Source organism: Paraglaciecola polaris LMG 21857 (genome assembly GCF_000315055.1).
In the GTDB taxonomy this organism is placed as follows: Bacteria; Pseudomonadota; Gammaproteobacteria; order Enterobacterales; family Alteromonadaceae; genus Paraglaciecola; species Paraglaciecola polaris.
Map to the genome: position 1 here is coordinate 1 of NZ_BAER01000035.1, position 25265 is coordinate 25265.

A 25265-nucleotide genomic window follows, 5' to 3' on the forward strand; every position below is an offset into this window, starting at 1 on the left:
GGGAATATTTAGATCAATAAACTATTTCAATCTGCACAATACCGTTTATACAGATCGACTTCATGGCTTTATTCTTGCCTATTTATTGGGCAAAAACATTAAACTTTTAGACAATTCCTATGGCAAAAACTTGAATTATTTTAAGCAATGGATTAATGATGAAAATCTTGTAGAAGTATTGGCACAAGAACAAAAAATCGATTAGCAAAGCGGGTATTAAAGCTTCATTTACAGCTAAAAACTGACAGCGACTATATTCAAATAGTTGCTGTCAGCTTAGTTAAACAGCGCCCTTCACAAAACCATCATTAACAGTATCATCCACATCTATTAAAAAAACTGTCCAAAATATGTTTCAACACATTGAGCTTTACTTATTTAGCCCAAGCCATGGCCACTACGTTAGCTTTTCTTTAAAGTATCTACCAATTTATTATAAAATCTGGGTGACATAATACGCAGACGTTCTTTAAAAGTTAATATACTATTAAATGTAGAAATGAGTTCAATTTTTCTAGTAAAACTCATATGGCCCTGCCTGATTTCCCTCTCGATTTTAATTCCTGTGTAAATCATATAATTATAATATTCAGATAATTCTTTCGATTGAATTGATTTCTCCGATAACTCTTTATGAAGAATTGCTGCCGTTTCATAGTAACCAGTAGCGTGTTTCATAGACAGTGAACTCGTTGTAATCGAGTTTTTACGGATACGTCGTTGAAAGAATCGATCGGTTAAGACATGGATGTTGGAGGAACTTAAAAATAGTGACGTACTAAAGTAATGGTCTTCATGCAGAATACCCTCGATAAAACGCAGAGCAGGATGGCTGTTATAGCGATAAATGTAGCAACAAGACTGCACAATGTAAGTACCTTCACATCTTGAGTCTACAAACAACTGATGGCCGTTATTATAGTGCTCTTTAGGAAGGTTTCGAGTGTAATCAAGTTTGTCTAATAAACCTACAGGCATATCATCACAAAATGCCTTGGCATTAAACACAACCAAATCGGAATTATCTTTGACCAGCGTATTTACACATTTTTCTAAGGTGTCAGTTAGGATCCAATCATCGCTATCGAGAAAGTAGACAAATTCGCCTTTAACTTTGTCTAACCCCGTATTTCGTGCTGCCGACAAGCCTTTGTTGGGTTGCTCAACAACTACTAATTTTTCAAGAAACTTATCTTGATATTCTAATAATATATTATTCGAATTATCTGTAGAGCCATCATTTACTGCAATTAATTCAAAGTTACGATAACTTTGAGTCAAGACCGAGTCTAAGCATTCAGCCAAATACAATTCGACGTTGTAGACTGGCAATATGATACTTACTAACGGTGATTCTTTCATGGTTAAATTCAACTCTACTTTGCTATCTTAAGAAGCCAAAACCTTATTATTGCTGGTAAAAAAATATCACATCGCGTTTTATAATAAGGTTTTGGCGTTAATATCATTAAGAACAACCGACACAGTGTCGTTATAAAAAACTAACAATAATTCAACTATGGATTAGAACTCGTTCCAGAGTTAAAATTGTAACTGACTTTCTAAATTCTAAACTAAAAATTATATTTGCGATCCAGCCTAAATTTTAGATAATTTTCGGTAAAAAATTGATTTTAAAAAAATTAGGATTTAAGTTTCTTGCGACCGAAAAACATATCGTTAATTTCATTAACTTGTTCCTTTGTATTCTTATAAAAGAGAATAAAAGCGAGTAGGGGATACGAAATCCCGCCTATAACAATTAACACCATAAGCAAGACTATGTCGTTAGCAATAAAATCATCAAGGTAAGTTTTACTACCTGACACACATAAAAACAAGCCTAACGCACATACAAAAGGTGGAACAAGTGTCTTAATCAGTTTCTTGATATCGATATCGATATGGCGAGCAACAATACTGAAGCGCAATGGCAATATCAGGAAGTTAGTGATGACTAAAGCGGTGAGCATCACTGTAACACCAAACCATATAGTTGCCCCGGCAACCAATATATTACTCAGCACACTAATCAGCGTCAGCTTGAACGCCTCTTTGGTTTTTGCTCTGGATATTAATAAATTAGGTAAAAACCAAGCAACGACTGACGGGAACATAATAAAGGCAGAAATCGTCATATAAATTGCGCTGGGGGCAAATTTATCACCGAAGGCGACCACTACAAACGGGTCAGCTATAGCCGCTAAGCCCATAAAAATAGGCAGTACTAGGGTTGCGGTAATCGCCACCATTTTAATATACAGGTCGCCTATATTCGCGCTCTCTTTGGCACGAGAAAAGCTCGGCACCACCATCGAATTAATAGAGCTCATAGTGATTTGATTGATGACTAATTCACCCTTTTTAGCTGCCGCTAATAGTGCAAAACTTGCTGGCCCTAACACGATACCGGTAAACATGTTACTGGCTTTGCGATGAAAGAAGGTCATGATCGTCATCCATAGCAGGGGTAAGCAGAAGCTAATTAGCTCTTTATTGTCTTCTCGGTCGAAGTGAAACCTTGGCTTGAACCCAGAAACATAGGTGAGCAAGGCGAATTCCAGCACGGCATTGACCAACTTACCAATGACCAACGACCACAAGCCATAACCCATTTCCGCTAAGACGATGATCAATATCCCAGAGAAAACAGTGGCAATAAACTTGGCGGTCCCCATTTGCTTATTTTTAAACTCACGCAGTAGTTTACCTGTTACCACCACCTGTAAACTCATAATAATGGTTATGGGTGCCAAGCTGGCCACTACATAAGCGGCTACGGTAGAGTATGAGTAATGGGCGATAGGCGCACCAATAAAGACTAAGCACGCAGCCACCACTAAGCCCATACCAGAAACGAATGTCATGGTACTGGCGGCATATCCGTCGTCCCAGGTTTTACGCTGTACTAAGTTTTGGTTGATACCGGCATTGACCAGAGTATTGGCAAACTCGATAAATAAGAAACAGAAACCCACCAGGCCAAATTCTTCCAGGGTGAGAATACGCGCCAAATAGGCATAAACGGCAAAGTCTATGACGTTCATGCCTGTGCGGGTGATTGAAATCCACATACTGCCTTTTGTGGCTTGTTTTTTAAGTGGCATTGCTTATTTACTCATCCATTTAATCTGCGTGTATCAGTGTTGTTGTATAGCGTGTTATTAATTTTAGGCTTTTATGCTGCCACTCATTTTCTTAAACTCTGTTTGCCTCTTTGCCCCACATTAGCTTTATTAATTCAGCTAAGCTGATGGTCATAATTTGCAGTAACAGGTACACGAGTTGAATCCGCCGCTGGGTAGATAAAGAGGGGCTGGTTAGTACTTTTTTACTCCGCCCGAGAAACATTTTAAGCAGTCGCCAGCAAAAGTGTAATTTTGCCCCTGCCCCACTGGTCGCCAACTGTGCATCCCATGTACCGCCAATAATACGCTGGCGCTTAATGAGTAATTCGCTGACGTTACGTGAAGGGTGCGTTACCAGTGCTTTTTCGCAATAAATAACCTGACCACCGCCTTTTACCACCCGGGTGCTTAGCTCTACATCGCCGCCGGATTTAAGTTTTTGATCGAAGCCATTATATTTTTGCAACAAGGCCATTGAACAGAAAAAATTGGCAGTGATGCATTTTCCATTTTGGGCATTTTGGTCTTGCTTCATGGAAAACAAATTTTCGAAATCAATCGCACTTTGCTCTGTGTGTTTGTTTGGGTCAGGGAAAAACGTCATTTTACCCGCCACTATCACATCACCCGCGACGGCATTGGGCTGTGATTCAATCACTTCTAACAGCGCGGTTAACCACTGGGCTGAGACAATGCAATCAGAGTCAGTAAATGCAGCATATTGCCCATTCATTAAGGTTAAACCGTGATTTCGTGCAGCGTACGAGCCGGGAGTTAGGCACTGAGTTACGGTAAAACCGACATTAGCACTGGGAGCTGTGATTTGTTTTAACAACTCGTAGGTACCATCTGTCGACCCATTATCAATGACGATAATTTCATAGGTATCTCGCGACATACTTTGTTTTTCAAGGGAGCTTAAGCAAGCTTCTATCCGGTCAATATCATTATAAACCGGTATCAGCACACTGATTTTTGGTGATGTAACTGTTGTATTAACGCTGGTATCCACTTTGTTTCCTTTTGTATCGGGTATTTAGCTGTGATTTGACGTTAGTACGTTTGCCCACGCTGCAGATACTTGTTTTTCGCCGTAACACGCCAGCGCTTCTCGCATTACCTGTGTACGGTCTACATAAATCGCGTTTAAATATTTGCGGGAGGTAACCGCCGGATCGAAAATGGTTACAAATTGATGTTGTGATGCTTTCGCACGCCCGAACTTAGTGTCACTGGCAATAATATTACACCCTTGGCCAATTGCATGATAAAACGCTCCGGAACTGATAACAGTCGAATCAGCATGGGGGAGTAACACGAATTGAGTCTTTTTCAATAGGTCGTCCAATTCATCGTTATGCAAAAACTTATTTAGCCATTGCACCTGTAACCCTCGCCGTCCAACTTTTTCTTGCAATAAAGAGTTGTAGTCTGCATCACTACAACGACCCGCTATCTTGAGGGGAATGTCTTTGGGCCAAGTATCCAGTACGTCGTGCAAATTTTTATACGGTTTTACCGTGCCGAAAAACGCTACGAGATAGTCTCGCTTCTCATCTATTAGCAAAGGCTTGTTTATATCTGCAATTAAAGTCGCGTCTTTTTTATATAATGGATGTAATAATGAAGGTTTAGAGCAGTACGCTTCTAAGGAGGTCGCTTTAATCCCCATCACCTTATATAAACCACATAAAAACTTATAGCGGTAATTCGTTTTGCTACCATTATGGGGTTGAAAATTATGTCGCACCCAAATAACTTTTTTAGCGAACAGTTTTGCGAAAATGATCAGTGCTACCATCTTAAAAAAATATTGGCATACCGTTTTGTAGGAACGTCCATAAACACGATCTTCTACCCAGTTCAGTACCACTATGCTGTCTTTTTTAAAACGTAATAAATCAAAAACAAACGAGTGATCTATTTTTTTAACTGGAAAATCAAGACTGCGTAACGCATCTTTATTCAATTCTAAGAACTTGTTTTTGCTACGTGTTGGGTAGATATATAAATTCATACTCACGGCTTACCAAATATTTAAAGCGTCTTAATATTAATGAAATTGGATATCGGTTTTACATTTATCTTTAATGTTAGGGAAGCTTACTTTTACCCAATAATTTTGGCATCAATCTTCGCATGATAAGCGCATTCCAGGTCGCGACCAATCCCGCTTCTTTGATCGATACCCAGATCCACTGCAATTTATTCGATTTGTCACCGATAAAACTCAACACTTGCTCTGACACCCTCTCGCTATATGCATGGGAGCCTAAAAACGCTTTATGCTTTTTAAATGCCTTTAATCTGGGGTAAACCTTTTCGATGGGCATGCTCTTCACTTCGGTCGAAATACTGACGTGCCCCCGGCGATAGTGATAAATGGGTTTAGGGATATTTACGAAAGTTGCCCCCTCAAGTGTGATACGTACAAAGAAATCCCAGTCTTGGCTATTTTTCAGTTCGACGTCAAATTTAAGCTTTTTCGCCAACTCGGCTTTGCAGGTCATGCCACTCATACCGCAAAACTTATTGCCGTTTTTAATCACTTCTTGGGTGATATTGATGATGGGGTTAATGCGGGTTTTGTCTGGGGTTTCCAAGAAGCGAAAGCCGCAAGTCACAGCATCGGCGGTTTGCAGCTCAGCTAAATGTTGTTCAAGATAATCATTATCCCACACATCATCGTCATCAAGAAAGGCAATCACGTCCCCAGTGGCTAGCTCTAAACCGGTATTTCGTGCCACATTAGCACCAGAGGGCTGTTTCAATTTAATATATTGAAATGTGCTGCGATCAAACTGGTCAAGCACATCCTGATAATCCTTTGACGAGTAATCATCAATCACCAATATCTCTTTAGGTTTTACCGTTTGATTAAGCGCCCCTTTGAGTGACTCCAACAGGTAGTCTGGTCGATTGTAGGTCGTGATAACCACGGTAAAGCTGTATTGTTTCATATTTTTACTCAATTCAAATGTCCCTACATAAATAGGACTATATAATTACCTTAACGGGGTGCGACTAGGCGGTTACGATACTTGCAAAGCTAACGTGCCCAAATAGCAATTAAACAGATTTCGCTAATTCACCATTTCATCAATCACGTCTTTATATTGCAATGCCACTGCCGCCCAACTGAACTTACTGGCCTGAACCATGGGCTTGCTTTGCCAATCGGTTTCCAGAGCGGTTGTTAGTGCCTGTGCGTATTGTTCGCAGCTCTCAACATCACACACTATGCCTGCGTCACCGATAATAGTACGGCGCATGGCATCGTCAGGGGCAACGACCGGTGTACCACTGGCGAGCGCTTCAAGGTATACCCTGCCAAACGGTTCGTTAGCCGACGGTAGGGTGAACAAATCAACACTGCGGTAGAGTTTGGGCATTTCATCAAAGGTTAATGACATTTGCATGAAACGGTCTTCGCCCAATAATTCATGCCCTAGGGCGATATAGTAGTCTTTGTCGACGCCGTCGCCGCACAATACCAAGCTGGCTTGAGGTACGTTTGCCATCGCGCTAATAATGAGCTCCATGCGCTTGTGATTTTTGCGGTTTAGTGTGCCCACGCACAGCACTAACTTGCCAGTTAGCGAAAATTCAAATTTGTCGCCGTTTGTGGAAAAACGGCTTAAATCCACACCGTTTGGAATAGCACTAACAGCTTGATCTGGGTACCAAGCGTTAACGGCTTTCACCGTATCTTCGTTGAAGACTACCAAATGATCAGGCTTAAATTTCATGTTGCGCTTAAGAACATGACCATCGCTTAGTAAGCCCGCTCGCTCGGTATACAGAATTTTACTGCCGATAAGGCGTTTTAATACCCATGCGATAGCCAAGCCCCCATAATCATTATTTGGGTAGACGACATCGGGTTTAGACTTTAAAAGGTGAAACAAGTAAGGGAAAAAGCTGGTAGCTGCTTCAATCACCATACCTGGGTAGCCAAACATTTTGCGAAATAAGCCACCGATAAAAGACGTAGCAAGCCAGTTGGCTGAACGTCCTCTTGGCACGCAGGGTAATACCACACTGACAGTGCCGACTTTTTCAGCGCACAGTAGCTCAACATCGTAATGTACCGCCAGGTGCTCGGCCATTTCATAGGCGCTGATTTGCGAACCGCCGTTCCAGCTCACGCCACACTCAGGGTGAATAACCGCGATTTTAATCCGTTTGTTATTTTTATTCGTGGGACTCATGATTTGTTTACCGCCTGGTTCAGCATTAACAATGAATGCTGGGCGATTTGATCCCAATCATATTTGGCCAAAATGTCAGCTTTTGGGGCTTTAGGTATATCAAGCGCTAACTTTTTGGCTAAATCAGCATGGTTGCCCACTTTGAAATAATGCTCTGCTCCTAACTCGATATCGAGGTTAGGCATGATATCACTGAGTAAAACAGGTGTGTCAGCACTGATGGCTTCTAGTGCGACTATGGGTAGGCCTTCGTGGTAAGACGGCAATACAAACAACTTGGCAAACTTGTACAAGGCTTTGAGCTGAGCGCCTTCCCGGCGACCAGCAAAAATAACTCGCTCTGATGCCTTACTAAGCAACTCACGTGAATATTCGTCTTGGTGATCAGTGCTGCCCACTACGACTAATTTTTGCGTAATATCAGTCATCAAATATGCTTGCACCAGATCGTGAAAGCCTTTTTCGGGCACTAAACGCCCTACCGTCACTATGTAGTTTTGTGCCTCGAGTGCCAGGCCCGTTGCCTGCAAATCGTCGAGTGTCACATTGTTATCAAAGTCAGCTAGTGCGCCGTTAGGCACAAACTCAATTTTATGCGCCTGTTTCGGGTTTTCTTGCTTCAGCCTATCTGTTAATGACTTACCCACCACTAATATTTTATTGGCAAAAGTAATGGCCATGGTTTCGCCTGTTTTTAGCAAACCTTTGGCAAAGGCATTCCATTTTTGCCTGTCGTAATCAGCGCCATGGTGGGTTACCACGACTTTCATCCCCAATAAGCGGGCTAGTGGGGTAAATAATGCTGGGCCAATAGCATGTAAATGGATCACATCAGGGTGCACAAACAAACGGGCATAAAATATGGCTACAAAGGTATGCAAAAACGTCTCTAGAAATTTATGCCGCATAGCCCATACAGGAATGACCTTCACCCCTTGGTATTCATAGGGAGTGCTTTTCACATAGGGTGAACGCGCCAATATGGTGACTTGGGCACCTTGGGCGACTAGGCGTGGGTAAAGCTGCTGACAATGGGACTCTATACCGCCCATGACATCGGGTATTCCCCGCAATCCTATTGCACACAATTTCATACTGCTATTACCTTTAATCTTAAATAATCTTCTATTCGTGTAGCGTTTAAATTCGAAACGCTACACGAATGACTGCAAACTTAATGTATCCACACCGAATGCCGTTTAGACGGTCTCTCGGGATATAGGTGGTTGCCCTTTGGCAAAAATGGCACCGGCGATGAGCGCGTAACAAATCAAGCCTTCTATGTTCCATAAAGGCATAGTAGATAAGTTCATGACCATGATACCGAGCACCGAAAAAAACAACTTTTTACCCAGCACTTTTGAGCGATTATTCAATGCTTGCTTGAGCAAGTAAAAGTTCATTCCCAAGAAAAGCGTAATCCCTATATAACCGTATTCGTAGATATATGACACGTACGCGTTATGTGCATAGTGGCTAAATCGTCCGGACCAGTGTTCCGGCCCTAACCCAACCCATTGATTTATCCAGTCAGAAGTAAAAAATGCATATAGGTACTGACTCCATAGGTACACCCGAGATGAGAAAATATCTTTGTCTGCCTCAGAATAATAAATTGGGGCCTTTAGAAGACTGTCGAAATTGGTAAATACCAGGGTAATATCACTAAAGCGCTCGGCCAGACTAGATGACACAACTAAGCCAATGATAATAAAAGGGATCGATGCGAAAGCCAAAATCGGTAACTTGTATTTTGACTCGAATCGCTCACTTAACATGGTTAAAATAAAGATAAGCACCACAGGTAATACTGCCAACATGGAGGTACGATAGTTAACCAATACCAGCAGAAACACGGCTAAAAAAAATATCGGCGCATGAAATCTTATGGTTTTTCGCTCTAACCAACCCAGCACTAAAATAAAGCCAACAATGATCATTGAGAAGGCCGCTTCGTGGTTGTAACCACCTATATAACTAGCAGAACCGTCTGCTTCTGTTGCTTTCACTTCACCCAATAGTATCGATAATATTTGCAGTGATACGGGTAATAAAAATGGTACCAAAAGGGTCTTAAACACTACTTTTGCCGACTGCAAACGTAAAGCCAAGAATACCCCTGCGCTCAGTACAAAAAAGTAGCCCCACTTTACGAGTACGTTAATTAACCCTTTGTATTCTTGATTGATGACACCACTTACAATAATTACGGCAAAAAATGCGTAAAAAATTAGGTATTGGCGCAAGCGAAACGTAATGTTCGGTAGTATTAAAATACCCAACAGCACCACCGAAATTGAACCTAAGGCATTAAGTGAGAACCCGGCAATGAAAGGGTCATAGGTGATTTGATGAAATGCAGATAAGGTGTAACGCAGCCATAAAGCAAAAACGACGAATATCAGGTATTTATTCGCAGTATTTTTGCAGGTTCTAAATACAATTATCCCGCAAATCAAAGCCATAATTATTTTTACAATATCAAACATAAACGAGAGTTCTCATTTTTTGCAAAAACGTCATGATTATTTCTTACCCGAATCGCTTGATAGGCCTAAACTAGATTTCTTCAAAATATCAAGAGGCCCTTTTTCCGAGATAACTTTCGCAGGTATCCCCCCAACAGTGAGATTGCTATCGAAAGATGTATTTACCACTGCGTTAGCCCCCACTGCAACATTGTTGCCTAATGTAATATCACCGTATATTTTCGCACCAGGACCAATATAACAGTTGTCGCCAATCACGGGCGGGTTAGCTTTTTTCGACAATCCCCCTCCAACATTGACGCAAACATGAATTCGACAATTTGCACCGATCTTACACCTTCCGTTGATTACTATCGTTCCTGCGTGAGCAATAGAAAGACCTGGACCAAAAACATTTGCAGGTATTGAAAACCCCAATTTTCTTCCTAAGCGCCTGACTTTTAATTGTAAATAAGCGGCATAACTTTTTGTAAGGATATTTGATGCGGTGTTTTTTACAAATTCAAGCTTACGTAGTGCTTTTTGAAAATGCCAGATGTCATGCGTTAGGTGATCTTTTAAACTACCTTTTACGTTCAGCGCCATGCGATCTTGTTCTAAATAATGATAATAGTCAGATTTTGTTTTAATCATTTGTCGTTTCTTTAATTTCAGTTTTTTTAAGCGCCTTATTCATTACATTACTAAAGGTCGCCTGCATATGTTGATATGAAAAATCCAGCGCTCGTTGTTGGCTTTTTTGCTGGTATTTTTCAATCGAACCTTGTTCTTCCATGACATTGATGGCGCTTTTAACTGCATCAATATCATTCACTTTACATAAAACCCCGTGCTCGGCCGCCAAGTAACTCTCTGTTCGGGTGTTGTTGTCCCCGGTGAGTATTTCAGCTGGGCCAGATTGGCAATTCGTGGCAATAACGGGTTTACCTAAACACATGGCCTCGGCAATACCGTTCGGAAACCCTTCCGCGTTAGAAGTAGAGACTAAATAATCGGCATTGACTAAATAGGGGTACGGGTTTTCTCTGAAACCGAGTAAATGCACTCTTGATTCAACGCCCTGCTCTTTTGCCAGAGCTTTAAGTGCTGGCATGTCTGGCCCTTGGCCTAAAATCACCAAATCGCGCTGACTGTCGCTTTTCGCAAATGCCTTGATCATTAAGGTGAAGTTCTTGTTTGCCACTAAGCGGCCAATCCCAATGCAATAGGTTTTTTGCGGCAAGTCATTGACGGTTATTTGAGATTTTTCGAGTAGGCTTGCCTGATCATAAGCGTTATACATTACGCTGCATTTCACTGCAGGAACCGCGTAGTTGTCGACTAAGTCTTGCATCACCCCTTGGGACACAGGCACCACACATGTGGCTTTAGGGTACACGGCTTTGACCATGAATTTACTGATGAAACCGGTGCGAGATGTCGCAAAATGGCTACTGGTATTGACCCGTTCGCTTATTACGCTCGGAATATTTTGCCGCTTACCAATGATAGTACTGACCACATTACTACGTGTTAAAAAGCTAACGAGTAAATCAGGCTGAGTTGTTTTTACCCATTGACTCAACTGGCGATAGCTGGGGATTAATTTACCCTTAGCATTTAAGGTAACCTTTTCAACGTAATCTGGACACTGCTGTTCTTCAGGTAAATCATCCAGCAATAATAGGTAAACTTTACACTTTTGACTGGTAAAAGTGTCTTGCATGGTGCGTAACAAGTTGCAAATAACCCGTTCTGCTCCGCCGCCTTCAAGGGAATTGATCACAAAGGCGATAGATTTATTACTGTTATTAAACATTGAATGCTACATCTCTAAATTAAATCAAAATCCATATTGCTTTAGTGGCAGCAATGCATGATCACGCTTGTTTGTTGTTGCTTCACCTTGATTACGAGATGCGACAATCTTTAGCCTTCAAGCAAGCATAATACCAAAATTATGCAGCGAGCACATAAAAGACAGAAGGCTTTCTTATTCGGGTTCAAGTTAACCCAGCAACCATGCTCATTATTCATCTGGTATATTGCCCTCGCTTTATTATGAGCGTAGCGCTTGTGCATTTAATTATTATGACACGAGCATTCGGTTATTGTCGTGATGACGGCTGCAATCGCTATAAGTTAGGCGTTAGGCGTTAGGCCCTATACGATAGCCGCTTTGCACAAAAGCTCACCGCAATCACGATGAGTGTTACTATGCATGATAGTCACCTAAATATGATTGCCGTAAATTTCTGCGCTAACGCGCGTCAATTTCAACACCTAAGGCTAGTGATAATCTTTAAACCACTGAACAAAATTATTGATCCCGTCTTGTAGTTTTGTTTCTGGCTTGAAGCCTATTTCTTTTTCTAAGTTGGTAATATCAGCAAAGGTTCTGACCACATCACCGTCTTGCATAGGTAAATAGTTTTTGACAGCTTTTTTCCCTAATGCATTTTCTATGCAGCGAATAAACTCTTCTAACTCTACAGGCGTGTTGTTGCCTATGTTATACAGTTTATAAAAGGGAGATGATTCTGACGAAGCTGCCGCCTCTGTGTTTGGCTGAGGTATCACGTTCTGTATGCGCAAAATGCCTTCCACTATATCGTCTATATAGGTGAAATCTCGCTGCATCTTGCCTTGATTAAACACTTTAATCGAGCGGTCGTTGACCACTGCATCAGTGAAAAGGAACGGTGCCATGTCTGGGCGCCCCCAAGGGCCATAAACAGTGAAAAAGCGTAAACCGGTTGTCGGCAGAGAATACAAATGGCTATAGGTATGTGCCATAAGCTCATTGGACTTTTTCGTTGCTGCATACAGTGACACAGGGTAATCGACCCGGTCATTTTCAGAGAAAGGGATTTTTTTATTCGCGCCATAAACTGAACTGGAAGACGCATACACCAAATGCTCAACGTTATTATGCCGACAACCTTCAAGGATTGTGGCCATTCCCGTTAGGTTCGAGTCGATATACGCCATTGGGTTTTCAATCGAGTAACGTACCCCTGCTTGCGCCGCTAAATGAATAACTCGCTCAAACTTTTCTGCAGCAAATAACGCGGCAATAGTGTCTCGGTCAGAAATGTCTAACTTTACAAAGGTGAAATTAGTGAAATGCTCAATACGTTGCAGGCGGGCTAATTTTAGTTTTGGATCATAATAGTCATTCAGGTTATCGAGTCCGATCACCTCATGCCCTTGTGAACAAAGTTTCTCAGCAACATAATTACCAATGAATCCAGCGGCGCCGGTTACTAAATATTTCATATGTGATCTCGTTAAAAATGTGTTGTGAATACCAACTCATACGGTGACAAGTCGCTCATCTTGCCTTGGTAGGCTTGGTATAGCGCAATTATGCGGCTATTGATTGTTCTAATGCTGCCAGAAGTGCATTATCTCAAAGCCGAAGGCTTTAATGTAGTTAAATATCGCTGCATCAAAGAATGCATTTATCTTATTCATATACCTTTTGCATAGATTGCCCCTGCACATATTGCACCATTTCACGCTGTGGAATAACAGGTTTGTTGCTATCCACTGGCTAATCAAGTTCGTTTTGGCTGCGATGAAATACCCCCGAATGCCCCGAAGCAAGATGATGTTGCCGCCAACATAAAGGCGAAAAATAAGAATGCTTTGCCATTGCCAATTAGGTTAACGTACTATCCATTCTCAATATTAACATATTGTATTGCGTCGGCTTTATGGTGAGCATAGCGCTTTTGCGTTTTATTATTATGCCATGAGTGCTCGGTCATTGTCGCCTCGAGCAATCAGGTTAATCACGTTTGATTGCATTATCCCCAACCGTTGTTTAGGTGGGTAAAGGATTTCGTTAGGCCCATGCGTTTTTTTTGTTTCATCATTACTACAGTGTTGTTTTTATTCCTGTTACGTGCGGTAGCGGATAGCAATATTGTATTTAATGACGCGCTGTTTAACAAAATTCGTGATCAATACGATGACGACGCCCTTGAGCGCGTGCAGAACTGGCAACAGTTGTTGAACGACAGCCACGCCCTGCCCATTGATGAAAAACTCTACCAAATAAATAACTTCTTTAATGAACTTGATTTCGTCGATGACATTGAACATTGGGATCAAGATGACTACTGGGCCACACCGGTAGAGTTTTTAGCCACCCATGGCGGCGACTGCGAAGATTTTGTGATCGCTAAATTTTTTAGCTTGAAAGAGCTTGGCGTACCCGCTGAAAAGTTGCGTTTAATGTACGTTACCGCAACCCGCATAAGGCAAGCGCACATGGTGCTGGCCTACTACGAAGAACCAAATTCAGTACCCTTGGTACTCGATAATATCAACCGCCGTATTTTACCCGCTTCGCGTAGACGTGATTTGTTGCCAATTTATAGCTTTAACGGTGACGGTTTATGGTTGGCGAAAGAGCAAGGCCGTGGGCAAAAAGTGCAGCAAGGGGGCAACAATAATTTATGGAACGATTTAAACAAACGAATGCAAATGGGCGATTAATGATGCGTAAGGAAATCTGTTATGCCGTTGTCTAGACAACTGGGGTTAAGCCTACTGGCTGTGCTGATATTGGTGTTTATTGGTACGCTTTGGATCAACGTAAACAACACCCGTGATTTCGTCGCTCAGCAGCTCGCGTCACACGCGCAAGACACGGCAACGTCCTTGGGCTTGTCAATCGCACCTTACATGGCTGAAGCCGATGACTTGCCTGTGGTTGAAACCATGATGAACGCTATTTTCGACCGAGGCTTTTATCAGAGCATGGTGTTACGTGACGCCAAAAAACACATTTTGCTCGAAAAACACAATCCTAATAACGTTGAAGATGTGCCTAAATGGTTTCGGGAAATGCTGCCCCTTGAGCCCCCTGAAAGTGCCACCGATATTAATGACGGCTGGACGATGGCAGGTTCCTTAACCGTAAAAAGCCATCCTGGTTTTGGTTACCAACAATTATGGCAAAACGCGGTGCAAGCATTTTGGATGATTTTAGCCGTTTTCATCACAGCGCTGTTGATGTTATATGCCTTGGTCAAAATGATCACCACACCACTGTTGGCGGTGGTAAAACAAGCCGACGCCATCAGTCAGCAACAATTCGAGCAAATCAAACAGATACCCCGCACACCAGAGCTCAAACGTATTGTGACGGCAGTTAACCGCATGTCCGCTCAACTGGCTAAATTATTTACCCAATTAACCAATCAGGCAGAACGTTACCGTAATTTCGCCTATCAAGATCCATTAACGGGTGTGGCCAATAGACGTGCCTTCGAGCTGGCTTTTGAGCAACTGTTAGCTGATTCAGAGCAGCACTCTCAAGGCTACTTATTGCTCATCCGATTAACCAGCTTAAATGAAGTCAACAGCGAACAGGGTTATCAAGCCGGCGACGAATATGTGAAGCTGGTCAGCCAAGAATTAAAAAACGCACTCAAGCAACCCGAACTAAATGGGGTTTTATACCGTGTGTCTGGGGCTGACTTTGTTGTCTTGCTTGAAGACGCCGCAAAACAGCCTTGCATTAGCTTCACTCAGGCCATTATTGCCCAGCTAAATGCCATTGAAAAAAGTGAGTATAGATTAGGCACTGCACACGTAGGGGTGGGCTCTTTTAGTTTTGGTGATTCACGAACCGATGTATTAGAGCGCGCTGACACGGCATTATCTGGCGCCAGTGTAAACAGCGAAAAATGGCAACTGGCCCAGCAACATGATGTGCAACACAGTAATACCCAGTGGCGCACTCAGTTGAATGCCATTTTACAGCAGAACCACGCGGATTTTGTCGCCCAACCGATCAAAAACCACAAAGGCGACACATTATACGCTGAGTGGTTTGCCCGTTTTAGTACCGGCCAAGCGCAGGGCTATTTACCCATGGGACAATTGGTCCCGGCATCGGTGCGACTGAACTATGCTCAAAAATTAGATGAACTGCTGATTGCCAGTGCCCTCGCCCAACTAAATGACACACCACATGTCATTGGTTTGAATGTGTCCCGTTTATCCCTTAGCCAAGCAAGCTTTCATCAATGGTTAATGAATACTCTACCCCAAGATGGTGCGACGTGCGCCAAGCTGGTGCTAGAAATACCTGAGCGTGCGCTTGTTAACGGCACCCAAGACCTCGTCCATTTTATTGGGCAGTTAAAATCTCGCGGCGTGCGAATCACTGTTGAGCGGTTTGGCGCACAATTAGCCGCGATCACCCATTTACGTAAAATTCGCCCCGATTATTTGAAACTAGATGGCCGCTTTGTTCGTAATATACATAACGAACCGGATAATCAGCTATTTGTGCAGTCGCTGGTTAATATTGCCCATGGGCTAAATATTCAGGTGATTGCCGAAATGGTCGAGTGTGATGCAGAGGCGCAGTGTTTGCTGGACTTGTTTGTAGACTACTTACAGGGCTATCACATTGGTATGCCTACCGATACCAGCGTATCGACTTCAAACGTTAGCTAAAAATGGAGTCCTATTAACTAAATAACGACCGCTAATATTTATAAGCCTTTATAAATATTAGCGAAATAGTCAGCTAACCGTTACTTGATCGTTAATAATGACCATTAGCAAATCACTGAAAAGGTACGTTTTTTTACCTGGTCGACCTTAGTCTAATGTTGCTTTTTCAGTCAACTAAACTTATCATCCCAGTGTTGTTAGTGAGATCCACGCTCACACACTTATATATTGGAGCTTTTATGCGACGTTTACTCATTTCCTTATTGTTGTCTGGTGTCATGATTGCACCTGTCGCGCTAGCACAGCAGGCTGGGGTAAAAAATCAGCCAGCACAGATAAATGCTGAACAGCCCGCTACAAAAGCTGCGCAACCTGACGAGCCGCAAAACATATTGTTTGGTGATGACAAGCAACCAGGTCGCACTATCCATTTAAAAATAATCGAGTTAACCACCAGTGGTATTGCCTTAAATGACGCGGTAGAGCAAACGATTGCCAATGTCACTCGGGAAGAGGATGCTTTATTGAGCGGCACGGCTAGGTTAGTGGTGGGCTTGAATAAAGGAATTAGTGCCAATTTCATGCGCAACATGGTGAATTTCAATAAATTAACCGATACCACCAAAGGCTCAATCGAAACATTTCCAGGCGATGCTGCCAACATTATTCAGCTTGCGGTAACGCTTTACCCTAGTTTTGCCCAAGACGTCATCGACGCCGCTATTACGACCGGTGAAGTCGAGCCCAATGATGCGTTATTGGCCGCTATTGCTGCAGGTGCGGATCCAACTACTGTATCTTCCGCTACAGCTGCGGGTGGTAATGTTGCTGTTGCTGGTGTCCCTGCGGGCGCAGGTGTCGGTGCTGGCGGTGCTGGCGGTGGCGATACCACTGCCTCAACGAACTAGTCTTATTCTGTTTAACAAAAGCCAGGTTTAAAACCTGGCTTTTTTATTTATAATCATTACGTTATAACCAATATCTATTTTCCAAGCGGCTAAAATGGCACAAAGGGATCTTTTGAACACCAAACTTCATCGCTACTCATTTTACGTCTTATTAGGTTTGCTTATTTGGCTACCTATTCCCCTAGGTTCAAATCGCCCTTGGGCTTGGGGGTTAATGGAATTAGTTATTTTTTCGCTATCGTTAACCTGTGCTTATTTACGCAAACAACAAGCATGGATGGGTTTACGCGCCTACAGATTACCCATAGGACTATGGTTAGCATTTTTAGCCTTAGCAACGCTACAAGTTATTCCAATGCCGGCGCAGTTAGTTGCATTTTTAAGCCCCACCAGTTACGACACTCAATTAGCTTATGGCGTAGCGCAATTTCACCTATCGCTGGATGTGGGGCAAAGTCAGATAAATTTACTCAAAAGCCTGAGTTATTTTTGCTTGCTGATTGTCGTTTTGGTATTGGTTAACACGGAAAAACGTTTACGCTTGATATTGCTGACCATACTTGCCAGCGGCGCCTTACAAGCACTGTATGGTACCTTAGAAATATTATCAGGCACGCAATACAGTTTATTATTCGGTCTACCTGTTGCTGACGTCGCCACGGGCAGCTTTGTGTATAAAAACCATTTCGCAAACTTCATCATGCTATGTTTGTCCGCAGGCATAGGCTTGATGGTTGCAACACTGCAAGGTAACCAAGGTGGCACCCGTCGTGATTTTATCCGTTCTATTCTTTCGACACTTTTGGGCAGTAAGGCGCTGATACGAATTAGTCTAGCCATTATGGTGATTGCTTTGGTTATGTCCCGTTCACGTATGGGTAATGTTGCGTTTTTTGCGGCTATGACACTGATTGGTATATTGGCTTTGCTCATCATCAAAAACCGCAGCCGAAGCTTGTCTATTTTAATTATAAGCATGTTTGTGATCGACGTATTTATTGTGAGTGCTTGGTTCGGTTTAGATAAAGTACAGGAGCGCTTAGAGGCAACTAGCCTTAGCCAGGAGGGGCGCGACGAAGTGGTTATCGACGCTTTGCCCATGGTACAAGACTTCCCCGTATTTGGTTCCGGTGGCGGTAGTTTTTACAGTACATTCCCAAGCTATAAAGTGGCCAATATCAATTCGTTTTATGACCATGCCCACAATGACTATCTGCAAATGGCCATAGAATACGGCTTATTTGCAACGTTACTATTAGCCATGTTGGTCATTTGGTGTTTCTTAAAAAGTATCCGGGCCATGCGAAAGCGTAGGCCGTCGATATTTAAAGGGACTGCCTTTGCTTGCTGTATGGCAATGCTTGGTATGGCGATCCATATGACGGTAGATTTTCCGCTGCAAGCTCCGGCCAATGCCTGCTATTTTGTGGTTTTTTTGGCGCTGTCATTGTCGATAAACCAATTAAAAGTCACAACGGGTAAAAAGCGCCGCGTTAAACAGGTGAGCACATGAGTACTAAGTTCAGTGGGCCGATAGAACAAGACCCCGCGATTGTGAATTTGCTTGAACGCATGCCTCCCGCGGTGCAAGCGTCATTTAGCGAAGAGCAGTTATCCCACCTTAGAAATGCGGTCAGTAGTCGTCAGTGGGGTCATCATCCTATCGATTTACGCGGCACTATACCTTGGCTTAAATATCGTTATTACTACGTGATACTCGCGGGGAAAAACCACCGTAATATGACCCGAGCGCAATTGCGTGCAAGCCGATTCGTTAACGCACTCATGTTAGCTGGGTTTATGACCTTCTCTGCCGTGATAGGGTTATTATTACTGTACTTATTGAAATCAGCCGCAGGTATCGACTTATTACCCGATTACTCATTTGGGATTTGGGACTGGTTTAAGAGCTAACGTATTTGCCTTAACGCAGGTATTTAGCTAGGTCTTTTCGACTTGGACAATGAGGGATCATGCGCTGAACAGACAAAGGTTCGTTTCTAAGCCATCGGCAGACACGTTTATCTGCTTGGTATTGTTTTATCAAAGCTAGCACTTTTGCTCTACTTTTCGAGTCGCGCAAACCTAAGCTTATGCGCTGGTAAAACGTTTCACGAATAGACAATAACATAGGGTGATTGGAGGCATATAACGCCATACCTAATTGCACATAGAGCAGATGTACTTCAGGTTTTTTCGGTCCCAGCGCATTGGCATGCTGTAAATAGGTCAGCATTTCGTCATCAAACTCTTGTTGGCGCCATTTAATCATAGCCAACGACGCCCAGGTAACGGGCCATAACGGACGCAACTGGGTTGCTTTTAAATAATGTGCTTTGGCCGCACTGAGCGCTTGTTCTTTGTCCTCGTAGCCTGCTAACGCACCCCACTCATAGACTTGGCCTAATAAATCCTGATAAAGCGCATGACTAGGCTGGCTATCTATAGCTGATTCAATTGCTGTTTTGGCTAACTGGTATTCACCCACTGTTTGCTCGTTGCCCTGCTCTTGCCAAGAAGCCAAGATATTGCGCACTTGATAATAATCAAAGCTGGCCGCGGTAAACTTCAGGGCAGCGATAAGACAGACAAAGGCCAAGAATGCAAAACACAATACCGCCACATACTGCTTAATAAATACTCGAGCGTCAGTAATCGTGCGGGGAAATGCTATTGCCATTGGTTACCTTGGGTAATCAACCAGGGGGTGGTTTTAAATAAACGCTGGGCACAGTCCTTGCCATTTAACGCTGCGACTTCCATATAAGCTTTATCCATATCATTTGGCCGGCGATGTATGCTATGCGTATCGGACGCCACATAAGTGATCAGGTCCTTTTGTAAAAAGACTCTGGCGGTCTCACGCACTGCATCAGAGAAGCGTCCAATGAAAGCGCCTGCTGTGATCTGAAATAAACAACCGATGCGCTTAAGCATATAGATACGCTCAGGATTGGCAATAATCTCACGGTTGCGTTCAGGGTGAGCGATAACCGGCTGAATATTATTCTTAAGCAGCCAACGTAATAAATTTTCTGTGCCTGGCGGAATATGACTATGGGGCAACTCAAGCAACATAACGTCTTTGTCGTGCCAGCGCCCTAAGAACGGAATTTGTCCTGTTTTGTGCCACAGCATAATATCTGGGGTAATTCTCAACTCTGCGGCAAAGGATAATTTAAGAGGACATTGTGCTTGGGCTAAATGTGAAACAAGAGATTGGTAGGCTTGGGAGATTGTACTTGGGTCATTATCAAAATAACCTTGATGGATATGAGGAGTGCACACCATGTGTGTCACCCCCACCGCAACCGATTGCTCTGCCATTGCTAACGACGCAGCTAAATCAGCGGCGCCGTCGTCAATTCCGGGCAATATATGGCTGTGTAAGTCGATCAAGATTGTTTGCTATTTTCGGCCTTCATGTCGGTATTATAACTGTGATATCCATACTGGTCATAAAAACCTGTGTATTCACCGTGTTTTTTTGCTTTGCGCAAATCAACTTGGTTTAACACCACACCATCGACTCGGTGACCCATTTGCAAGAAACGGCTCAAACCGCTGGTTATCAACTTGTCACTGGTACTATCAGCCTTAACCACATACACAACAGAGTCACATACTTTAGACACCACTATGGCATCACTGACTGCTTGGGTTGGCGCGCTATCCACGATTATGTGCTCGTAACGCCCTTTCAAGTCTTGCATCAAAACTTTAAAGCTGTCAGAAGCCAATAGCTCTTGCGGGTTTGGCGGTACAGTACCTGCACAAATTAAATCAATCCCTGACATTTCGTCAGTCACTATGCACTCTTCCAACGTATGGGTGCCTGCAATTAAATTAGCAATACCTGGCTGAAAGCCCGGCAGACCAAATTGACTGGCGAGCGTTGGGCGGCGCAAATCAGTGTCAATTAATAACACTTTACTCAATTGGCCTATAGCGAATGCTAAGTTAATAGATACGGTACTTTTACCTTCTTTGGGCACACTTGATGTAACCAAGATGGTTTTTGAAGGCTTGTCGATATTCAGTAATTGTAAACTGGTTCTTAAGGTACGCACTGCTTCACTAAAGGTGTGTCGTTTGCCGTCGAAGAAATGCCTGATAGATAAGTTTTTCTTCTTATTGTGTGCTTCCCATGGGATCAAGCCCAACATACGTTGGCCCAGTTTGCGCTCCACATCTTCCACTGAACGTATGCCGCTATTGAGTGCATCCATGGCAATGGCTAAGAACACACCAAAGCCCAGACTGACAATAAATGCAGCCGCAATGATGAGGCCTTTTTTAGGTTTAAACGGACCGCCTGGCGGTACCGCTAAATCGAGCATACGCGCATTGGCTGACTCAAAACCACCTAATTCAGACGTTTCGTTGAGACGAGTGAAAAACGAGCTATACAACTGCTGGTTGATGTCCACTTCGCGCTGCAGCGCTTTATGCCGACTTTCGAGATTGGTTAAACTACGGAAGTTCTCTTTGTTGTCATTTACTTCTCGTTTAAGGGCAGCTAGTTTAAGTTTAGCTGTGCTGAATTCAGTATTCACCCCTGAGACCAAAGAACGAATTTGATCGTTCAAGCTGTCTTGAATTGAACGCAGTTCTGCTTGAGCGGCAATCATCTTAGGATGCTTGGGGCCGTATACCTTATTTAATTCAGACACACGACTTTGGGCACCTATTTGCTCACGCTTAACATTTTGCACCGCAGGGTGATTAATGACTTCGGGTAAATCAGCTAACTCACTGATTGTGGCACCTGAATTAACTTGATTGTATAGGGTCTCAGCGCGGTTATAGGCGGCTTGGGCACTAAGCAGTTGTTGACTGAGTTCTTGCAGTTCATCTGCCGCTAAACCAACCACACCGTCTATGTTCACTAACTTTTCAGTTTCATAAAACTCAGACAGGCGCTTTTCCGCAGTGCTTAACTTGGTGCGCAACCCTTGCAGGCTTTCGTTTAACCAAGTGGTCGCTTTGGTGGTCATATCTAATTTAGACTCAAGGTAATTTTCGATATAGACATCACCTACTGCATTAGCCGCAAGGGCGGCAAACTGACGATCTTCGTGCTCGAAACTTATCTCAACAATTTGCGTATTAACTAGCGGGTTAATCTCCAGCGCCTGCATCACTTTGGCTGTGGCATATCGTTTGCGTGCATCAAGTTGCTGCGCTTCGGTCAATACCACAGTCTCTTTTTGCGGTAAAAACGGCAATGCACTGATAGCACTGGCTTTAATCGCGGCCAGTTGCTTGCTAATAAAATTTGCTTGGCTATCTGCGTACCCAGGTGCAAAGGTAGGATTCTCATAAAGTTTCAGCTTTTCAACTACTTTTTCGGCGATTTGACGAGATTTTAAAATTTCGTATTGAGTTTGAAAGTACTCTTTGCGACTGGAATCAAGGCCGTATACTTCTTCAATCGAAAGCACCTTAGCTTGATTCGATTCAATCAGTAATTTAGCCGTTGCCTTATATTCTGGCGTGATCGACATCACGATAAGGGCTACCAGTACGGTAATAAAAACCGCAAGACTGATTATACGCCACAAATAACGACGAATAGTTTGCCAATAATGGCCTAAATCGATCATTTCTGAACTCAGCAATTTCGCCTCTAATTGTCCGTTTGATTGCGCTGACATAGTTATCTAGATACCTTTTAAAAGAAGCTTTGCTGCACGGTAACAATGTCACCCGGCAATACCACATCAGTAGATCGAGCGCTCAACTGTTCTTGTTGACCTGACTCATTCTCCCTGCGTATGAAAATTTTTGTTTTTGAGGCTCGCTCTGTGTAACCTCCCGCCAAAGCAGCGGCTTTATCCACTGAAAGACCAGGCTGATAAGGGTAACCACCGGGTCGTTTGACTTCACCATCAATAAAGAAGGGGCGATAATCAATCACAGTCACGGAAACTGAAGGCTCAATGAGGTAATCCCCTTTAAGACCCGCATACAGCTTGGCCTCAAGTTCGGCCCCAGTTAAACCAATAACGCTGAGGTCCCCTAAGAATGGGTAATTTATTACGCCATGATTAGGTAACTTAGTCGTCAAGGATAAATCGGGTTGGCCAAAAACGGTTACTTTTATTACATCCCCTGAACCCAGTTTATATTGACTCAAGCTTGCATCTAACGACCAAGCTGCACTGCTAAAAAGCACAAGCCACAACCATAATACGGTTTTTGCTTTCATGTTTACTCCAAAAAGGGATGAAGACTAAAGGGTCACTTTTGCCGTTAAACGATAAATATTTTGATCAAAATCAATAACATCTTGGTTACTATCACGTTCGCTGTAGGTGTAACCTAAATTAAGCGTTAACCAACGTCTAAACTCATAGATTACAGCAAAGTTCAGATCAGTAATATCGTCAGTGCGCCCACTTCCCTCGTAACTGTCGTCACCTACTGCCACACCCGCTTCTGTTCTTAAGCGTTGTAGCCATGCATGACGCCAACGTAAAGAAATATCTTTGCGTCGAATAAAGTCACCATCTCCGTTGGTTTCTCTCGCTTCATTTTGCGAATCAAGAATAAAGCTTGTGCGATCTATAGGCTCCCAAACTATGCCGGCTTGCCATTTCAGACCGCTAAAGCTAGTGCGCCCTGCGGCATCAAAATCTTTATTTTGATAACCAATCTTGGCATATCCAGACGTTGACGCTGTGGACTGCCACTGAGCACCGACCAAATAACTGGTTTCAATGCTGTCTCGTGTGGCTGTTCCTTCAGGTAAAAATTTATATTCTACGTTGGATAACGTCGTTTCAAAAAGTAAATCAGTCGCTGAACCAATGTTGTAATAAAAGGTTCCACCAACTGTACTTTTGGAACGATCACGAGCCATATAAGAGTCAGTATCAATTTTGTAATCTAAATCACGATAATTGACGTTGAGATCCAATCTTGCTTGGGCGCTCAACGCGCCGTATGAATATGTAAAATCGACTTCACTCTCTTTAAATTCATCAGGTGATGAAAGTTCGGCTCCTGCTCCTCGAGAAAATGCGGTCCCGCGACCATCATGACCATCTTCGAAGTCTATACTGCTTTTAATGCGATGCCGGCTGTTTAACTCATAATCTACTGCTGCGAATAGCAAGTGATCTGTGTAATCATCAGCAGAACTGGAAAAATAATCGCCTCGGGAAAGCTGGTATCCAAAACGCAAGCTATTCAAACCAAAGTTATTGACCAGGGTAAACTTGGGCACAACGATGCTAAACCAACTGTCTATTTCTTCTTCATTAGCCCGAGATTGGGTTACGTTGTCATTAAATCCAACGGTAGTGGTTAAAGTAGGCACTAATTCAAACGCACCTAAGTCAATTCCCACTTCTTCTTGAGCAAATGAAGATGAACATACACATGCCAATCCTATAGCGCTTGCTAATTTAGTCTTACTCATTCAGTCATCTCTGTTTTAAAAGTTAAAATGTCATTTTAATGAAACTAAGTGTATCAATTATCTAATGAAATTAGTGTTTTGTTAGTTAAAATTTGTGAAATTTTTTTACTAATAAAGGTTTCAAAGTAAACAATGCGAAAATTACATAAGGCAGTCGGCTAAGCGAAATCTATGCCATAAAGCGTATGTTCGCTTAACTAGTGCTATATAGCCTTTAATGATAAGCCGAGCTTGTTAAACCAAGACGACGCCATGTAAAGCATGTAACTATTGCAAAATACGGATGACAAATATTCCTGCGGCTCACTCATGTAGTGGGTTAGCAAACCCATGATCATCCAAGACAAAGCCATTTTGGCGCTTATTGGCGCCTTAATTTGACGATTATATTACGGTTAGGTTTTAAACAAACAAGACTTTTCTGTTTATTTTTCATACGCTTCATGTCATCCAATATTCATATTTTGGCGCTTTACTAACATTAAGTGAAGCTCTTCCATCGAAACTTTGGCCTTATTTTTGCTTAGAGATTAACAGACAAACAGAAAAACCATGGCTCATTAAGCGAATAGGTTGAAGACGGCAAACGATAGCATGCTTTATTTAGCAATAATTTCTCTGAGTGTCATAAAAGAAACAGAAAT

General features: G+C 42.7%; 21 protein-coding genes and 1 pseudogene. 6 read left to right on the forward strand and 16 right to left on the reverse strand.

Features of this window, described 5'->3' with window-relative positions; genetic code table 11:
• Positions 1-205 (forward strand): annotated as a pseudogene (locus tag GPLA_RS23930) (polysaccharide pyruvyl transferase family protein); the annotation flags it as partial.
• Positions 206-402: 197 nt separating this feature from the next.
• Here the strand turns inward: GPLA_RS23930 and GPLA_RS06410 are convergent.
• The 11 genes from GPLA_RS06410 to GPLA_RS06460 all read right to left on the reverse strand — a co-directional run bounded on the left by GPLA_RS06410 (position 403) and on the right by GPLA_RS06460 (position 13086).
• Entirely contained in the window at positions 403-1362 is a 960-nt protein-coding gene (locus GPLA_RS06410; protein ID WP_007104048.1) for a glycosyltransferase family 2 protein, read from the reverse strand.
• Between the two features lie 281 nt (positions 1363-1643).
• Complete coding sequence (locus tag GPLA_RS06415) at positions 1644-3107, reverse strand: oligosaccharide flippase family protein (RefSeq protein WP_007104049.1); 1464 nt, start codon at positions 3105-3107, stop codon at positions 1644-1646.
• Between the two features lie 91 nt (positions 3108-3198).
• Positions 3199-4140, reverse strand: coding sequence for a glycosyltransferase (locus GPLA_RS06420; protein ID WP_007104050.1), 942 nt, complete (start codon positions 4138-4140; stop codon positions 3199-3201).
• Between the two features lie 24 nt (positions 4141-4164).
• Entirely contained in the window at positions 4165-5145 is a 981-nt protein-coding gene (locus GPLA_RS06425; protein WP_007104051.1) for a glycosyltransferase family protein, read from the reverse strand.
• 76 nt (positions 5146-5221) lie between these two features.
• Positions 5222-6088: a glycosyltransferase family 2 protein gene (locus GPLA_RS06430; RefSeq protein ID WP_040514053.1), complete on the reverse strand. Its 867-nt coding sequence runs from the start codon at positions 6086-6088 to the stop codon at positions 5222-5224.
• Between the two features lie 123 nt (positions 6089-6211).
• On the reverse strand, positions 6212-7339 hold the full coding sequence (locus GPLA_RS06435) for a glycosyltransferase (RefSeq protein WP_007104053.1): 1128 nt from the start codon (positions 7337-7339) through the stop codon (positions 6212-6214).
• On the reverse strand, positions 7336-8433 hold the full coding sequence (locus tag GPLA_RS06440) for a glycosyltransferase family 4 protein (protein WP_040514055.1): 1098 nt from the start codon (positions 8431-8433) through the stop codon (positions 7336-7338). The genes GPLA_RS06435 and GPLA_RS06440 overlap by 4 nt, the downstream gene beginning before the upstream one ends.
• Positions 8434-8538: 105 nt before the next feature.
• Positions 8539-9828 carry an O-antigen ligase family protein gene (locus GPLA_RS06445; protein ID WP_007104055.1) on the reverse strand — a complete coding sequence of 430 codons (1290 nt, stop codon included), beginning with the start codon at positions 9826-9828 and terminating at the stop codon, positions 8539-8541.
• 36 nt (positions 9829-9864) lie between these two features.
• A complete protein-coding gene (locus tag GPLA_RS06450) occupies positions 9865-10461 on the reverse strand; it encodes a serine O-acetyltransferase (protein WP_007104056.1) in 597 nt (198 codons plus the stop codon).
• Positions 10454-11626, reverse strand: a complete 1173-nt coding sequence (locus GPLA_RS06455) for a glycosyltransferase (RefSeq protein WP_007104057.1) — start codon at positions 11624-11626, stop codon at positions 10454-10456. Before GPLA_RS06455 ends, GPLA_RS06450 begins: the two co-directional genes overlap by 8 nt.
• A 470-nt stretch (positions 11627-12096) precedes the next feature.
• Positions 12097-13086 (reverse strand): NAD-dependent epimerase, encoded by a 990-nt coding sequence (locus GPLA_RS06460; protein WP_007104058.1) that lies wholly within the window; start codon positions 13084-13086, stop codon positions 12097-12099.
• Positions 13087-13665: 579 nt separating this feature from the next.
• On the opposite strand from GPLA_RS06460, the gene GPLA_RS06465 reads away from it, so the two are divergent.
• The 5 genes from GPLA_RS06465 to GPLA_RS06485 all read left to right on the forward strand — a co-directional run bounded on the left by GPLA_RS06465 (position 13666) and on the right by GPLA_RS06485 (position 19109).
• The gene (locus tag GPLA_RS06465) at positions 13666-14313 is read left to right on the forward strand and encodes a transglutaminase-like cysteine peptidase (protein WP_007104060.1); all 648 of its coding nucleotides are present in this window, start codon (positions 13666-13668) and stop codon (positions 14311-14313) included.
• Positions 14314-14334: 21 nt separating this feature from the next.
• Positions 14335-16287 (forward strand): bifunctional diguanylate cyclase/phosphodiesterase, encoded by a 1953-nt coding sequence (locus GPLA_RS06470; RefSeq protein WP_007104061.1) that lies wholly within the window; start codon positions 14335-14337, stop codon positions 16285-16287.
• A gap of 239 nt (positions 16288-16526) precedes the next feature.
• The gene (locus GPLA_RS06475; RefSeq protein WP_007104062.1) at positions 16527-17195 is read left to right on the forward strand and encodes a hypothetical protein; all 669 of its coding nucleotides are present in this window, start codon (positions 16527-16529) and stop codon (positions 17193-17195) included.
• Between the two features lie 112 nt (positions 17196-17307).
• On the forward strand, positions 17308-18708 hold the full coding sequence (locus tag GPLA_RS06480; RefSeq protein WP_007104063.1) for an O-antigen ligase family protein: 1401 nt from the start codon (positions 17308-17310) through the stop codon (positions 18706-18708).
• Positions 18705-19109 carry a hypothetical protein gene (locus GPLA_RS06485; protein WP_007104064.1) on the forward strand — a complete coding sequence of 135 codons (405 nt, stop codon included), beginning with the start codon at positions 18705-18707 and terminating at the stop codon, positions 19107-19109. Before GPLA_RS06480 ends, GPLA_RS06485 begins: the two co-directional genes overlap by 4 nt.
• A 10-nt stretch (positions 19110-19119) precedes the next feature.
• Here GPLA_RS06485 and GPLA_RS06490 read toward each other — a convergent pair whose 3' ends face one another.
• From GPLA_RS06490 to GPLA_RS06510, 5 genes are read right to left on the reverse strand one after another with little or no spacing between them, the layout of a single operon-like run.
• Positions 19120-19875 (reverse strand): VpsP family polysaccharide biosynthesis protein, encoded by a 756-nt coding sequence (locus GPLA_RS06490; RefSeq protein WP_007104065.1) that lies wholly within the window; start codon positions 19873-19875, stop codon positions 19120-19122.
• Positions 19866-20594: a tyrosine-protein phosphatase gene (locus GPLA_RS06495; RefSeq protein ID WP_007104066.1), complete on the reverse strand. Its 729-nt coding sequence runs from the start codon at positions 20592-20594 to the stop codon at positions 19866-19868. Before GPLA_RS06495 ends, GPLA_RS06490 begins: the two co-directional genes overlap by 10 nt.
• On the reverse strand, positions 20591-22852 hold the full coding sequence (locus GPLA_RS06500; RefSeq protein WP_007104067.1) for a GumC family protein: 2262 nt from the start codon (positions 22850-22852) through the stop codon (positions 20591-20593). The genes GPLA_RS06495 and GPLA_RS06500 overlap by 4 nt, the downstream gene beginning before the upstream one ends.
• A gap of 17 nt (positions 22853-22869) precedes the next feature.
• Entirely contained in the window at positions 22870-23406 is a 537-nt protein-coding gene (locus GPLA_RS06505; RefSeq protein ID WP_007104068.1) for a polysaccharide biosynthesis/export family protein, read from the reverse strand.
• A 24-nt stretch (positions 23407-23430) separates the two neighbouring features.
• The gene (locus GPLA_RS06510) at positions 23431-24621 is read right to left on the reverse strand and encodes an outer membrane beta-barrel protein (protein WP_007104069.1); all 1191 of its coding nucleotides are present in this window, start codon (positions 24619-24621) and stop codon (positions 23431-23433) included.
• Between the last annotated feature and the right edge of the window lie 644 nt (positions 24622-25265).

Coding starts and splice junctions, on each gene's coding strand:
- GPLA_RS06410 (WP_007104048.1), bottom strand. CDS start 1,362: ATGAAAGAATCACCGTTAGTAAGTATCATATTGCCAGTCTACAACGTC.
- GPLA_RS06415 (WP_007104049.1), bottom strand. CDS start 3,107: ATGCCACTTAAAAAACAAGCCACAAAAGGCAGTATGTGGATTTCAATC.
- GPLA_RS06425 (WP_007104051.1), bottom strand. CDS start 5,145: ATGAATTTATATATCTACCCAACACGTAGCAAAAACAAGTTCTTAGAA.
- GPLA_RS06430 (WP_040514053.1), bottom strand. CDS start 6,088: ATGAAACAATACAGCTTTACCGTGGTTATCACGACCTACAATCGACCA.
- GPLA_RS06435 (WP_007104053.1), bottom strand. CDS start 7,339: ATGAGTCCCACGAATAAAAATAACAAACGGATTAAAATCGCGGTTATT.
- GPLA_RS06440 (WP_040514055.1), bottom strand. CDS start 8,433: ATGAAATTGTGTGCAATAGGATTGCGGGGAATACCCGATGTCATGGGC.
- GPLA_RS06445 (WP_007104055.1), bottom strand. CDS start 9,828: ATGTTTGATATTGTAAAAATAATTATGGCTTTGATTTGCGGGATAATT.
- GPLA_RS06450 (WP_007104056.1), bottom strand. CDS start 10,461: ATGATTAAAACAAAATCTGACTATTATCATTATTTAGAACAAGATCGC.
- GPLA_RS06455 (WP_007104057.1), bottom strand. CDS start 11,626: ATGTTTAATAACAGTAATAAATCTATCGCCTTTGTGATCAATTCCCTT.
- GPLA_RS06460 (WP_007104058.1), bottom strand. CDS start 13,086: ATGAAATATTTAGTAACCGGCGCCGCTGGATTCATTGGTAATTATGTT.
- GPLA_RS06465 (WP_007104060.1), top strand. CDS start 13,666: ATGCGTTTTTTTTGTTTCATCATTACTACAGTGTTGTTTTTATTCCTG.
- GPLA_RS06470 (WP_007104061.1), top strand. CDS start 14,335: ATGCCGTTGTCTAGACAACTGGGGTTAAGCCTACTGGCTGTGCTGATA.
- GPLA_RS06475 (WP_007104062.1), top strand. CDS start 16,527: ATGCGACGTTTACTCATTTCCTTATTGTTGTCTGGTGTCATGATTGCA.
- GPLA_RS06485 (WP_007104064.1), top strand. CDS start 18,705: ATGAGTACTAAGTTCAGTGGGCCGATAGAACAAGACCCCGCGATTGTG.
- GPLA_RS06490 (WP_007104065.1), bottom strand. CDS start 19,875: ATGGCAATAGCATTTCCCCGCACGATTACTGACGCTCGAGTATTTATT.
- GPLA_RS06500 (WP_007104067.1), bottom strand. CDS start 22,852: ATGTCAGCGCAATCAAACGGACAATTAGAGGCGAAATTGCTGAGTTCA.
- GPLA_RS06505 (WP_007104068.1), bottom strand. CDS start 23,406: ATGAAAGCAAAAACCGTATTATGGTTGTGGCTTGTGCTTTTTAGCAGT.
- GPLA_RS06510 (WP_007104069.1), bottom strand. CDS start 24,621: ATGAGTAAGACTAAATTAGCAAGCGCTATAGGATTGGCATGTGTATGT.